Annotated in this window: 13 protein-coding genes; 8 read left to right on the top strand and 5 right to left on the bottom strand. The window is 64.9% G+C overall.

All coding sequences use genetic code 11. The features are described 5' to 3' along the window. Nucleotides 1-13: 13 nt before the first annotated feature. The 5 genes from ABGN05_RS21905 to ABGN05_RS21885 all read right to left on the bottom strand — a co-directional run bounded on the left by ABGN05_RS21905 (nucleotide 14) and on the right by ABGN05_RS21885 (nucleotide 6,065). Nucleotides 14-991, bottom strand: coding sequence for an ABC transporter permease (locus ABGN05_RS21905; RefSeq protein ID WP_367956177.1), 978 nt, complete (start codon nucleotides 989-991; stop codon nucleotides 14-16). Continuing rightward, nucleotides 988-1,920, bottom strand: a complete 933-nt coding sequence (locus ABGN05_RS21900; RefSeq protein ID WP_367956176.1) for an ABC transporter permease — start codon at nucleotides 1,918-1,920, stop codon at nucleotides 988-990. The genes ABGN05_RS21905 and ABGN05_RS21900 overlap by 4 nt, the downstream gene beginning before the upstream one ends. After that, nucleotides 1,917-3,425: a sugar ABC transporter ATP-binding protein gene (locus ABGN05_RS21895; RefSeq protein ID WP_367956175.1), complete on the bottom strand. Its 1,509-nt coding sequence runs from the start codon at nucleotides 3,423-3,425 to the stop codon at nucleotides 1,917-1,919. The genes ABGN05_RS21900 and ABGN05_RS21895 overlap by 4 nt, the downstream gene beginning before the upstream one ends. 67 nt (nucleotides 3,426-3,492) lie before the next feature. Beyond that, the gene (locus ABGN05_RS21890; protein ID WP_367956174.1) at nucleotides 3,493-4,494 is read right to left on the bottom strand and encodes an ABC transporter substrate-binding protein; all 1,002 of its coding nucleotides are present in this window, start codon (nucleotides 4,492-4,494) and stop codon (nucleotides 3,493-3,495) included. Between the two features lie 1,010 nt (nucleotides 4,495-5,504). Further along, on the bottom strand, nucleotides 5,505-6,065 hold the full coding sequence (locus tag ABGN05_RS21885) for a tautomerase family protein (RefSeq protein WP_367956173.1): 561 nt from the start codon (nucleotides 6,063-6,065) through the stop codon (nucleotides 5,505-5,507). 95 nt (nucleotides 6,066-6,160) lie between these two features. On the opposite strand from ABGN05_RS21885, the gene ABGN05_RS21880 reads away from it, so the two are divergent. The 8 genes from ABGN05_RS21880 (at nucleotide 6,161) to ABGN05_RS21845 (ending at nucleotide 13,457) form a co-directional block, all read left to right on the top strand. Beyond that, a complete protein-coding gene (locus ABGN05_RS21880; RefSeq protein ID WP_367956172.1) occupies nucleotides 6,161-7,033 on the top strand; it encodes a GntR family transcriptional regulator in 873 nt (290 codons plus the stop codon). 34 nt (nucleotides 7,034-7,067) lie between these two features. Further along, nucleotides 7,068-8,315, top strand: coding sequence for an ABC transporter substrate-binding protein (locus ABGN05_RS21875; RefSeq protein WP_367956171.1), 1,248 nt, complete (start codon nucleotides 7,068-7,070; stop codon nucleotides 8,313-8,315). Between the two features lie 70 nt (nucleotides 8,316-8,385). Further along, the gene (locus ABGN05_RS21870; RefSeq protein ID WP_367956170.1) at nucleotides 8,386-9,258 is read left to right on the top strand and encodes a branched-chain amino acid ABC transporter permease; all 873 of its coding nucleotides are present in this window, start codon (nucleotides 8,386-8,388) and stop codon (nucleotides 9,256-9,258) included. Next, nucleotides 9,255-10,250, top strand: coding sequence for a branched-chain amino acid ABC transporter permease (locus ABGN05_RS21865; RefSeq protein WP_367956169.1), 996 nt, complete (start codon nucleotides 9,255-9,257; stop codon nucleotides 10,248-10,250). Before ABGN05_RS21870 ends, ABGN05_RS21865 begins: the two co-directional genes overlap by 4 nt. After that, entirely contained in the window at nucleotides 10,243-10,989 is a 747-nt protein-coding gene (locus tag ABGN05_RS21860; RefSeq protein ID WP_367956168.1) for an ABC transporter ATP-binding protein, read from the top strand. The genes ABGN05_RS21865 and ABGN05_RS21860 overlap by 8 nt, the downstream gene beginning before the upstream one ends. Continuing rightward, nucleotides 10,982-11,686, top strand: coding sequence for an ABC transporter ATP-binding protein (locus ABGN05_RS21855; RefSeq protein ID WP_367956167.1), 705 nt, complete (start codon nucleotides 10,982-10,984; stop codon nucleotides 11,684-11,686). The genes ABGN05_RS21860 and ABGN05_RS21855 overlap by 8 nt, the downstream gene beginning before the upstream one ends. Beyond that, nucleotides 11,686-12,963 (top strand): 3-isopropylmalate dehydratase large subunit, encoded by a 1,278-nt coding sequence (locus tag ABGN05_RS21850; protein WP_367956166.1) that lies wholly within the window; start codon nucleotides 11,686-11,688, stop codon nucleotides 12,961-12,963. Before ABGN05_RS21855 ends, ABGN05_RS21850 begins: the two co-directional genes overlap by 1 nt. Then, on the top strand, nucleotides 12,960-13,457 hold the full coding sequence (locus ABGN05_RS21845; RefSeq protein WP_367956165.1) for a LeuD/DmdB family oxidoreductase small subunit: 498 nt from the start codon (nucleotides 12,960-12,962) through the stop codon (nucleotides 13,455-13,457). Before ABGN05_RS21850 ends, ABGN05_RS21845 begins: the two co-directional genes overlap by 4 nt. Nucleotides 13,458-13,459 lie beyond the last annotated feature (2 nt).

Raw genomic sequence — 13,459 nt, 5'->3', positions numbered from 1 at the left:
TGAAATCTCTCGTTCAGCGATGTGCGCTGCGACTGGCGTAGGCGATTGCGGCGAGGACGAGAATCGCGCCCTGAGCCATCTGTTTTCCCGGTTCTCCGAGGCCGAAGCTCGTCAGGAGATTGAAGCTGAACATCAGCATGAAGGCGGCGACCGCCGGCCCCAGCATTCCGCCACGCCCGGAGCCGAATGTCACGCCGCCGAGAATCACGGCTGCCAGCGAGTTCAGGGCGAGGTCCGAGCCGAGGCTTAGACTTCCGAACCCGACGAAGCCGACCAGAAGAAAAGCGCTGAAGACGGCAAAAAGGCTGGACAGGACGTGTGCGACGAAGATCACCCTGACGTAGGGAATGCCCGAGGTCCAGGCGGCGTTCGGATTGGATCCGATCGCGTCGACATAGCGACCGAAGACTGAGTAGCGCATGAAGAGCGCCATCGGGATGAGGACCGCCAGCCAGATCGGCAGGGCCAGTGGTACGATGCCGATCCGCGTCTGTCCGAGATAGCGCAGGATTTCCGGTGCGTCGCCGGGCGACCGGAACTGGGTCAGGGCGGTGACGACCCCGCCCAGAATCAGGACCATAGCCAGGGTGACCATCACCGACGAAGCCCGCCGAATGGCGATGAAGTAGGCGTTGGCCAGCCCCACAGTCAGGCCGAGCAGGACCGACAGGAGGATCAGGACCGGTTCCGAAACGGGAATGGCGCCGCTGGTCGTTATGTAGCTGACCGCCATCGCCACGCCGCCGAAGGACAGGTCGAGCGACAGAAGCCTGATGCAGATCGACTGGCCGATGACGGCAAGGCCAAGCGGCGCGGCCTGGCGGACGATCAGCATCAGGAGGAAGGGTTGCAGCAGGTTGGGCCGCATCAGGGCCGCGCACAAAATCAGGATCGCGGTCGCGGCGTATGCGACGGGCAATCCCGCCAGCCGCGCCGCCATGTTGCGAGCCCATTGCGCGGGAGCATCGGCGGTAGCTTCGGGACTGGTCATATGCCGATCACTTTTCGCCTCTGCAGGCTTACGGCTACGAGCAACAGGACACCCGTGATTGCCTCCCGGAAGAAGGGCGAGACGCCGAGGAGGTTCATGCCGTTGGTCATGAGGCCAAGTGTGATGGTACCCAGAAGCGCGGCTGCCACGCTCCCCGTCCCACCTGACAGAAGAACGCCCCCGAGCGCGATCGCCGTCACCGAATCAAGGCTGAAGGGGCGCCCCATCGTGGGGTCGCCAGTCGCTATGCGTCCCGTCAGGTAAATCGCGGCGAGCGCGCCTGCGACCGAACAGATGACATAGCAGGCGAGCCGAATGAACCGCACGTCGATGCCGCTCAAGGCGGCACTCTGTTCGCCGCCCCCGATCGCATAGACGCGAAGGCCGAACCGCGTCCAGCCCAGAAGCAGGGTCGCGAGTGTGAGTATGGCGGCGCACCAAAAGAAGGAAGCGGGCAGGCCGAGGAAGGTCGAGCGGGCCATCAGGACAAGTTCGGAGGGTACCGTGCCGCCGGCGCCGGAAAGGAACAGGAGCGCCATGCCCTGCCCGAACGTCATCGTGCCGAGCGTCATGATCAGCGGATGGACCCCGAGATAGGCGACGCCCGCCCCGTTGATGAGGCCCATCGCCAGGCCTGTCGCCAGCGCCACCGGAACGGCGAGCACGGGATCGACAGAGACGATCAGGGCGCTGCAGAGACTGATCACCGAGCCGACGGAGATGTCAATGCCGCCGGTCAGGGCCACGAAGAGTTGCCCGAGCGCGACGATCAGGAGTGCCGTGACCTGGCTGTTCACATTGGCGATGTTCTGGCCGGCGAGGAAGTTGTCCGCTTGTATGGAAAGCGCTACGAAAATGACAATCGGGAGCCCGATCGAGACAGCGCCGAGGCCGGAGCGGCCGAAGCGGCGGGCGCGGACGACGTTCATGCTCGAGCTCCAGTCTCGTGCCGAGCGCCAAGCGCGTGCGTCATGACGATCTCCTCGGTAGCGTCGCGGGCATCGAGCTCGGCGACGATCGCACCTTCGCGCACCACCAGGATACGGTCGCAGATACCCAGATGCTCCGTCAGTTCGCTGGTGGTCAGCAGCACGGATCCGCCCGCGTCGGTGAAGTCCCGAAGCAAACGGTAGATCTCGGCCTTCGCACCCACGTCAACACCGCGGGTGGGCTCCTCCACCAGCAGCAGATCGACACCCGAACTCATCCAGCGCCCGAACATGACCTTCTGCTGGTTGCCACCGGAGAGAGAGGAGACTAGCTGGCGCGAGTCGCGCGCCCTAATGCGCATGGACTGCATCAGATTGCCGATGCTCTTGCGGTCGATCACGGCAGCTCGGGCGAGCGGAATGGTGCGCAGATGACCGATGCCGATGTTCTGCTCGATGGTGAGCGTGAGGAAGAGGCCTTCGGATTTCCGGTCTTCCGGGATGAAGCCGATCCCCTGGCGCGTGTTGCCGACGGCGGAAGACGACAACGGCACGGCCGCGCCGTCCTCACCGATCTTGCTGGCAACGCCATCCCCCGCGTGGTGGAGACCGGCGAGGGCGCGAACGATGTCACGCTGACCCTGGCCCTCGATACCCGCGAGACCGACGATCTCGCCGCGGCGGAGAGTGAAGGACACCTCCGATCCGCCTACCCGCGCCCGGTAGTCCCGCACCGTCAGGAGATCGCCCTTCAGGCCGGCGCTGCGCGGCGGATACATCTGGCCCAGTTCCCGGCCGACCATCAGCGACACGAGGGATTCACGCGACAACTCCGACGTCGGCCGCGTCTCGACATGGCGGCCGTCCTTGAGCACGGTGGTTACGTCGCACAGCCTGAATATCTCGTCGAGACGATGGCTGATGTAGAAGACCAGTTTGCCCGCGCGCTTCTGTTCGCCAATCAGGTGAACGAGCCTGTCCACGCCGGGTCCGTCGAGCGCGGCCGTCGGTTCGTCGTAAATGACGATATCCGAGCGGGCGACGGAGGCCTTGGCGACCTCGACCATGTGTTGTTCGGAAACGCTGAGATCGCCGCAGGTCACGTCAGGATCGATTCCAAGGCCGATGTGCTCCAGCGCGGCGCTCGCCATGCGGCGCATGGCCTTGCGATCCATGATCCCGAACGCGCGCGGCTCGCGACCGAGGAACATGTTCTCGGCAACCGTGAGGTTGGGAAGAAGCGTAAGTTCCTGAAAGACGGTCGCGATACCCGCTTCGCGCGCCTGAGCCGCGCCCTGGAAGCGGATCGGAGCGCCGCTCAACCTGATTTCCCCCGCATCCGCCGACTGGACCCCGGCCAACAGCTTCATCAGCGTCGACTTGCCCGCGCCGTTTTCGCCCGTGACGGCGTGCACGGTACCCCCATGCCCTGCGAAAGTGACTTCTCGCAGGGCATGGATCGGGCCGAAGCTCTTCGAAACCTGACGGAATTCGATGAGTGGCACGCGCTCCTTGGTTGCTGGAACGGGCACGCGGCCGGTCATCGCGATCGCGCTCCGGACTAGAGGGACGTCAGCGCTTGAAGCTCTTTTCGATCTCGTCCGCGGGAAGCGTGGACGGGAACCAGTAGGCATCGTTGAGATCCGGACGATAGTAGTCGTCGAAGTTCTCGGCCGTGATCGGCTGGGGATCGGAATAGTAGTAGCGGTTGACTTCCTTGCCTTCCAGCAGGGCCACTGCGGCGCGCAGTATGGCCGGACCCAGGCCCGGTGTGAAGATCGGGCCGACTGAATCAGCACCGGCTTCCTTCCAGGCGCGCAGGAAGCCGTTGTTGGCCTCTCCGGTCATCGGCACGAGCGGGCTGCCAAGTTCATTGAACACGTCGAAGCAGGCACGTGTCATGTCGGCACCGGAGAACCAGATCCCGTCGACGGGCTGACCCGTTGCCACCAGGTTCTCGCATAGTTGCTTCGCCTTCGGATAGTTCCAGTCGCCGAAGACCTCCGCGCCGATCTTGATGTCGGTTCCTTCGATCGCCTCGCGGAAGCCGTTATAGCGCGCCGTCTCCTCCCCGGAACCGGCAATGCCTCGGAAGGCCCAGATCGTGCCCTTGCCGCCGAGACGATCCTTCAGGAATTCGCCGCCAGCGCGTCCGAAAGGCTCGCCGCCGCCGTAGACGTTGACCGTCGCGCCCGGCAGGTTCTCGAGCTTGGCGAAGACGACGACCGGAATTCCAGCCTTTACCGCCGCGTCGACCTGGGCCTTGACGAGATCGTCGGCGATGGGAAGCACGAGGAGCGCATCCACCTTGTTCGTCAGCAGATCCTCGATATCGGAGACCTGCTTGGCGGGCTGCCATCCGGCATCCACGAAGCGAAACTCCTTTATCGACGGGTTCTGCGCGGCTGCGTAGTTGATCTCCTGAATCGTCTGGACGATCCAGGTGTTGCCGGTACCCGGCCAGGACATGCCGATGACCCAGGGCGCATCCTTCTTGAACGTGTCGGCGGGTATCACCTGATCGGACTTTGCGGCCAGTATGTCGGGCGGGAGAAGCTCGACGCCCTGAGCCATACTCGCAATATTGGAAGACAACAAAGCCACAGCAGCAACAGCGGTGGCACTCAAAAAGCGCTTCAGCGACATTCGATATTCCTCCCCAGGTCGCGCCGCACACTGGCGCGAAAGCCGATGATTTCGACCTTGCACGAGCCTATGCGAGCATGAAAAGAACATCAAGCGAAAGCTGCGCGAAACTGCATGTCATCGGAATCGAATTCATATATGTGAAGAAGACACGAGGTGGAGCATTCTAGGAGGATATGCACGCAGATGGCCTGCCCCAATTGAGTGGTGTGGTTTCAGCCGAAGTAGGTGACCCATCCGCTGGCGGCAGCCAACGGCCCGCGAAAGGCGCGAATTGCGGGGCACAGCCGCGCCGATGCGATGCGCGAGGTATGTCGGCTTTCAGCACTGCGGTCACTAGTGCTGAACGGCCGGATTGGGGCGCGTTGCCGTCGAAGTGCGGCGGCCAATCGAACGGCTGCTGTTCCGGCTACGCCCCCTTAAAGCCGTCGGACCGCAATCCACCCGACCCTGCCGTTGACTTTCGCCCCCAAGCTACACCTGCGAAATCATTTCCTACGGCAGTTCCAGGGCCGTCTGCTGACTGTCCGGCTCTGGCCCAAAAACGGCGAAAGCCGACGTTCGGCCAACGACCCCGTGCCGGTGGTTTGGGCTGCTCCGACCGCTGCCCGAAACCGGCCATTCGAAGGGCATCCGGATCTCGGCTCGAACGGGGCCGACTGCGAACTGTCCGCTACCGGCTGAGATACTGAGAAAGCCGACGTTCAACCAACGACCCTATCGTCGCCGCTTGGGGTGCTACCGTCGCCGACCGAAGCTTTGCCGTTCGTTCGGCTCCCCAGGGACGGCAGAGCCGGGCCGCTAACCGGACCAGCAGCTACTGAGGCGAAGTCATCTTGGGGCGACGCCTCTCGGCTTCGATGTTGCGAATGATCTGCGCAGCGAGTCCGACATGGAACACGGCGCTGGCCTCAGGCGTCGGGCGCGCCGCCGTTCGTCTACGTAGGCCCGCTCTCGGCGAGATCGTTCCACACCAACTGCCCGGTGAGCTTGCCGCCGTCGACCTCGAAGCGGTCGATGAATCGTTTGCCGAAAAACGGTGTTCCGTCCGGCCATTCGCCGCTGAGGGTACCGAAGCAGTAGACGATCATGCCGCCCTCGCCGAAGCACTCGTCGAAGGTAGTGTAGGTCTTCCGGACGAAGCGGTAGCGCTGGCGTCCGAAGGAGACGAGTTCCTCGAGCGCGGAAAAGCGGCGGTCGCCGGGAAACGTCATAGAGAAACCGTCGGCGAGGAAGCCGCGTGCGCGGTCGAGGTCGCGCGCTTCCATCGCAGCCAGAAAGGCGCGCACCGTCGCGGAGGGAGAGGGCAGCGGCATGCCCGGCGCGCGTGACACCCGGCCGCGCATGTAACTCGTGGGTTGGACCTCCTCGATGACGACCGTGATGCCGTCCAGCGGCGCGTCGATGGTGACGCGCACCGCGTCGGTCAACCGCGTCGCGAGCGCGCGGCGGGTCTCGTGGTCATAGCCTTCGATCAGCGTCATCCGGATGACCGGCATGTGTTTCCCCCTTCGCATGTGCGCTCCGCGCATCTTCGATTGACATAATGGTATATTGACATACCATTAGGCGCAACAAGCCATCGGAACGCGGAATGAAAACAGGGACGAACAAGCCTTACGAGGCTCCGAAAACCGGCGGCGGCCAAGCAAGGCTCGACGCCAACAACCGCGTTCCGCTCTACCACCAGATCTTTCTCATCCTGCGCAACCGCATCTATGGCGGCACCCTTGCGCCGGGCGATATCGTCGCCGGGGAGCAGGAACTCAGCCATGAATTCGACGTCTCGCGCATCACCGCCAAGCGCGCGCTTAACGAACTGGCCGACGCCGGCCTCGTGATCCGCGAGCGCGGGCGCGGCACACGCGTGGTCAAGCGTCCGCCGCCGCCGGCCGTCACCTCGTCGATCGAAGGCTGGCTGGAAAACATCTCGCTGATGGGCCTCGCGACCGAGGCCCGCGTACTCGATTTTGGCTATGTGCCGGCGAGCGAGGACATCGCCAGCGCACTCAGCCTGGCGCAGGGCATGGAGGTGCAGCGCGCGGTGCGTGTGCGCCTGCTCGACGCGCAGCCAATGTCCTATCTGGTGACTTATGTGCCGAGCGACATCGGCCGCAGTTTCGATGCCGACGACCTGAACGCCATGCCTCTGCTTCATCTGCTCGAGCGCGCCGGCGTCAATGTTGCGTCCGCCCGGCAGAGCATATCGGCGACGATGGCCGACGCGGCGGTGGCAAGCGCGCTCTCGATCGCCACGGGCGCACCGCTGATTGAGGTGCGCCGCGTCGTGCGCGATGCCGCCGACCGGCCGGTGGAATATCTGCGCGTCCTCTACCGCCCCGATCTCTATCGCTTCGAAATGTCCATGCGCCGGGTCCGCGAGATGGACGGCATGCGGTGGACGACCCAGACATCATCCCCGGTCCCGGCCGGAGATGCTGATTCAAGAATAACCGGGGAACACTGAATCGACCGCCGGTCGAACCAATTGGAGGTGAATTATGGCTGACGTAACGTCATCGACGAAGATCAATTCGGGCGGGCTTCGCCGCCGCGACTTTCTGGCGACCGGCGCAGCGGCGCTTGGCCTCGGCATCACCGGCTTTCCGGCGATCCTGCGTGCGCAGGCGGCTCCGGTCAAGATCGGCCTGATCCATCCCGTCTCCGGCTTCATCGCCTTCTCAGGCACGCAGTGCCGCGCAGGCGCCGAAATGGCCATAGCCGACATCAATGCGGCGGGCGGCATCAAGTCGATGGGAGGTGCCATGCTGGAGGCCATGCTCGCCGACAGCCAGGGCAAGCCCGACATCGGCGCGGCCGAAGTTGCCAAGATGACGGAAGCCGGCGTCAACGGAATCGTTGCGGGATACTCCTCGGCGATTTCGCTCGCTACCTCGCAGGAAGCTGCCAAGACCAACACGCCGCACATCGTCGATGTCGGCGTCTCCGACCAGATCGTCTCGCGCGGCCTGGCCAACACGTTCCGATTCGCGCCCGGCTACGGCAAGGTCGCACAGATGGCGGTCGCCAATCTCGACACGATCAACAAGGCGGCCGGCTCGCCGGCGAAGACCGCGATGATCATTCATGAGGAATCGCTGTTCGGCACCGGCACCGCTGAACTGCTGACCAAGCAGCTGCCCGGCATCGGCGTCGAGGTCGTCGAGGTCATCAAGCACGCCAATCCGACGCGCGACTTCACCAACATCGCGCTGCAGATCAAGTCCAAGAAGCCGGACCTCATCATCCCGGCCAACTACTACAATGAATATGTCCTTCTCGCCCGCACCCTGCGCCAGCAGCGCATCGAGGCGAAGGGCATCTATTCGGTGCTGGGCGGTGCCGCGTCGAGCTACCAGTTTGTCAAGGAATTCCCGGAAGCAGCCGAGCTGATCATGGACTGCAACCATTGGTACGATCCGACGTCGGACCTGGCGCTCGCCCGCCGCAAGGCGGCCGAGGCCAAGGGCCTGATCTACACCTACGAGGTGTTCCTGGCCTACAATGCGGTGGCCTTCCTGGCCGACGCCATCGAACGCGCCGGCTCGGCCGACAAGGACGCCGTCAACGCGGCGCTGGCCGCCTCGACCTGGGATCAGCACGGCATGCCGTATGGTCCGACAAAGATGGTCAACGGCCAGAACGAGGGCGCGCAGCCGGTAAACACGCAGGTCCAGAAGGGCATCATCGAAGTGATCTATCCGGAAGAGTTCGCCTCGGCGAAGGTGATCTTCCCGATGACGATGTAGCATCGCACGACGTCGACAGCGGCCGGGCACGACGCCCGGCCGGTTTCCGCGGCCCGGAATCCAGGCAGCCATGCCCGATAGCTCCATCATCATTCCGTCCCTGCTGAACGGCCTCACCACGGGTGCGCTCTATGCGTTGGTGGCGCTCGGGCTGACGCTGATCTATGGCGTCCTGCACATCATCAATTTCGCGCATGGCGCGCTGCTGATGCTCGGCCTCTATGCGGTCTACTATCTCAACACCCGCCTCGGCATCGATCCCTATGTGGCGCTCCTGATCGTGCCGCCGGCCATGTTCGCGCTCGGCTACGTCCTTCAGCGCGGCATCATCTCGCGTGCGGGTCACGGCCGCGACGAGAACATCCTGCTGGTGACGCTCGGTCTGTCGATCATCATCGAGAACTTGGCATTGTTCTTCTTCCGCTCGGACACGCGCACCATCGACACGCCCTATTCGTTCGAGACCGTGGAAATCCTCGGCGCCTTCCTGCCGCTGCCGAAGCTCGTTGCCTTCGTCGGAGCGCTGGCGACGGCGGCGCTGCTCTGGCTCCTAATGAGCCGCACCGATCTCGGCCGCGCCATCCGCGCGCTCGCCAAGGAACGCAAGGGCGCCCGCCTTGTCGGCATCGACACGGACCACGTCTTCGCCATGAGTTTTGGCCTTGGCATAGGCTGCCTCGGCGTTGCCGCCTGCCTTCTGCTGCCGAGCTACTATGTCAGTCCGCAGGTCGGGGGCGGGTTCGTGCTGATCGCCTTCACCATCGTCGTCCTTGGCGGCATGGGGTCGTTCATTGGCGCGCTGATCGGCGGGTTTATCATCGGCGTGGTCGAAGCGATGGGCGGGCTTTTCTTCGGCGAAAGCCTCGGCCAGCTCGGCATCTTCGTGATCTTCATCCTGGTGCTGATCTTCCGGCCGACCGGACTTCTCGGCCATAAGGCATGAGCGGCATGAAGAAGCTCGCGCTGCTCGTCCTCATCTTCGCGCTGATCGCGACGGCGCCTTTCCTGATCCGCTCCGAATCCTGGCTCAATCTTGTCATCACGACGCTCTACGCGGCGCTTCTGGGTCAGGCCTGGAACATTCTGGGAGGCTATGGCGGACAGTTCTCCTTCGGCCACGCCGCCTATTTCGGCACCGGCGCCTACACGGTGGCGACCCTGCAGGTGCATCTCGACGTCAATCCGTGGTTCGGGCTCCTCCTCGGCGGACTGGCAGCCACGGCGGTCGCCGCCTTCATCGGCTTCTCCACGTTCCGCTACGGCCTGCGCGGCTCCTACTTCGCGCTGGTGACGCTGGCCTTCGCCGAAGTGCTGCGCATCCTCGCCAATACCGTCTGGTTCACGGGCGCCGGCGTCGGGCTGCTCATCCCACTCGAACGGAGCGCGGAGAATTTCCAGTTTCCCGGCAAGGCAGGCTTCTTCTGGGTGGTCTGGGCAATGACACTCGCCGCCTTCCTGGCGGTCTGGCTGATCGGGAATTCGCGCTTCGGCGCGCAACTGATGGCGGTGCGCGACAATGAGGATGCGGCGCGCGCGCTCGGCGTCGACGCGTTCCGCGTCAAGATGGGCGCGATCATGCTTTCGGGATTCTTCACCGGCCTCGCCGGGGTCTTCTACGCGCAATATTACCTCTATCTCGACCCGCACATCGCCTATGGCGCAGCAATTTCGATCGAGAGCCTGCTGGTGCCGATCATCGGCGGCATGGGGACGCTGTTCGGCCCGCTGCTGGGGGCGGTGGCCCTGCATTCGATCTCGGAGTTCACGCGCCATCTGATCGGCGACGTGCCGGGCATCAGCCTCGTCCTCTATGGCGTGCTGCTGGTGGTCATGGTGATGTTCATGCCGCGCGGTCTGGCCGGGCTTGCGCTCCGCCGGCCATGGCGGCGCCTAGCCGGCGCGACCGTGAAGGCGGCGGAGGTCGGGCATGCTTGAAGTCCGCGGGATATCGAAGAGCTTTGGCGGGGTGCATGCCTCGCGCGACGTGACGCTCACCGTTCCCCAGGGCGGCATCACCTCGCTGATCGGGCCGAACGGCGCCGGCAAGACCACGCTCTTCGCGCTGATCACCGGATTTCATCGCCCGGATTCGGGCAGCCTGGCCTTCATGGGTGAAGACATCACCGGTCTGCCGCCGGAAGCCATCGCCCGGCGCGGCATGATCCGCACGTTCCAGATCGTGCAGCCCTTCGCGGGCCAGACGGCGCGCGAGAACATCGCAGTGGGGGCGCATCTGCGGCTGCGGTCGCGAGCCGCCGCACTCGCCCGGGCGGATACCGTGGCGCGCCAGGTCGGGCTCGGCGACCGGCTCGAAATGGACGCGGCCTCGCTCACCGTGGCCGGCCGCAAGCGGCTCGAGGTCGCCCGGGCGCTCGCCACCGAACCGAAGCTGATCCTCTTCGACGAGGTGCTCGCCGGCCTCAATCCCTCGGAGATCCGCGACGTGATCCCGATCATCCGGGCGATCAGCGATTCCGGCGTCACCATCCTGCTCATCGAGCATGTCATGCAGGCGGTGATGAGCTTGTCGGCCTATACTTGGGTGCTGAACCAGGGCGAGATCATCGCCGAGGGCATTCCGCGCGACGTGGTCGCCAATCCGAAGGTGATCGAAGCCTATCTCGGCAAGGGCATGGCCGAACGTATGGCGAACCGGGAGGCGACGCGTGCTTGAGGTCAAAGGCCTGCGCAGCGGATACGTCGCCGTCGAGGTGCTGCGGGGCGTCGACATTTCGATCAGCGAAGGCGAGGTCGTCGCCCTGCTTGGCTCGAACGGCGTCGGAAAGACGACGTTTGCCTCGATCGTCTCCGGGCTCGATAGGCCGTGGGCCGGTTCGGTCCGTTTCAAGGGCGAGGAGATCACCGGCCTGTCGTCGCAGGCGATCGTCGAACGTGGGCTGATCCAGGTGCCGGAAGGGCGGCACGTCTTCCCGAACCTGACCGTACGCGAGAATCTGGAACTCGGCGCCTATCGTCGGGCGCGTGCTAAACGCACGCACAACATCGAGCTTGTCGCCAACGTGTTTCCGCGCCTGCGCGAGCGTCTTTCCCAGAAGGCGGGCACGCTCTCCGGCGGCGAGCAGCAGATGCTGGCGATCGGCCGCGGCATGATGGCGGAGCCGGAGCTCCTGATCCTCGACGAGCCGTCGATCGGCCTCTCGCCGCTCTTGGTGGAGGAGATGTTCGCGCTCATCAGGCGTCTCAACGAAGATGGGCTGACGATCCTACTCGTCGAGCAGAACGTGCTGCAGTCGCTGGAGATCGCGGCGCGGGCGTTCGTCATGGAGAATGGCGAGATCAAGTTGTCGGGGACGCCGGCCGAGATGATGGACGATCCAGAACTGCAACGCTCCTATCTGGGGCTCGCCTGATGGCTGCAACGCTCGCCGAAAAGATCATTTCGCGCGCTGCGGGCCGCGCCTGGGTCCGTCCGGGCGAAATCGTCACGGCGCGGGTCGACCTTGCGATGATCCACGATTCAGGCGGCCCGCGACGCGTCGAGCCGATCCTGCAGGAACTGGGCGTCGGCCTGTTCGATGCCGGGAAGGTGGTGCTGATCTCCGACCATTTCGTGCCCGGCGACACCGACGAGGGCGCGCACATTCTCGAACTGACGCGCCGCTGGGCAAAGGAGCGCAAGGTCACCTTCCACGACGGCGAGGGGATATGCCATGTCGTGCTGCCCGAGCGGGGGCATCTGAGGCCCGGCATGTTCGTCGTCGGCGGCGACAGCCACTCCCCGACCGGCGGCGCCTTCGGCTGCTACATGTTCGGCGTCGGCGCGACCGAGATGGCGGGCGTGCTGGCGACAGGCGAGATCTGGCTGAAGGTGCCGGGCACGATCCTGATCGAATGGCAGAACCGGCTGGCGCCAGGCGTCACGGCCAAGGACATGATGCTGGCGCTGTGCGGCCGGCTCGGCATGGATGGCGGTAGATACCAGGCCGTCGAATATGCCGGCGAGGCGATCCGGGCGCTCTCCATGCAGGCACGCATGACGCTCTCCAACATGGCAGCCGAACTCGGCGCGCAGGCCGGGCTGGTAGCGCCCGACGCCACCACCGATGCCTGGTTGCGCGGGACGGGGAGCACGCTCGGCGACTGGGGCGGTCTCCATACCGACGCGGACGCCGAACTGCTCGAGCACCATGTCTTCGACGCGGCCGAACTAGCGCCGCAGGTGGCGGCGCCGCATTCGCCGGCCAACGCCGGTCCGGTCAGCGACGCTCCGGCAAGGCGCATCGACGTCGCCTATATCGGCGCCTGCACCGGCGCCAAGTACGAGGACCTGAAGGGCGCGGCCGACATACTGCGCGGGCGCACGCTTGCCGCGGGCGTCGACCTGATGGTGGCGCCCGCATCGCGCCGCGACCAGGAGCGCGCCGAGGCCGACGGAATCATGAAGATCTTCGAAGAGTGCGGCGCGCGCATTCTGCCCAATGCCTGCGGCATCTGTGCCGGCTATGGCACGGAGCGGCTCGGCGAGGATGTCGTGTGCATTTCCTCGACGGCGCGCAATTTCAAGGGGCGCATGGGCGCGGCCTCATCGCAGGTCTGGCTCGGATCGCCGCTGACAGTGGCGGCCTCCGCCATCGCCGGATGGATCGCGGATCCGCGCGACTTCCTGCGCGCCGGAGATGGCGAATGACCGGACGCATCTTCCGCTTCGGCGACGACATCGACACGGACCAGCTGGCGCCCGGCCAATACATGAAGGGCGGGCTGGAGGCGCTTGCGGCGCATTGCCTGGAGGGGGTGCGCCCGGATTTCGCGGCCGCGGTCCGGCCCGGCGACGTTCTGGTCGCGGGTCGCAATTTCGGCATGGGCTCTTCGCGCGAACAGGCGGCCGAGGCGCTGAGACATCTGGGCCTCGCCGGTGTTGTCGCGTTATCCTTCGCGGGGATATTCTATCGCAACGCGATCAATCTGGGCCTACCGGTCCTGGTTGCGGCAGACCTCTCCGGCGTCGAGGACGGCGATCTGGCGGAACTCGATCTGGACGGCGGGCAGCTGCGTCTCACGTCTAGGGGCAGCGTTGTGGCCTTGGAGCCCCTGCCCGACAATCTCAGGCGATTGCTGGCCGACGGCGGCTTGGTTCCGCACCTGAAGAAACGCTTCCTGCAGGAGCGCGAGAAGGCATGACG

This window comes from Aquibium pacificum, assembly GCF_040839445.1.
Classification (GTDB): Bacteria; Pseudomonadota; Alphaproteobacteria; order Rhizobiales; family Rhizobiaceae; genus Aquibium; species Aquibium pacificus.
Note: the sequence above shows the minus strand (reverse complement) of the source record. Positions and strands in the feature narration are given on the sequence as shown.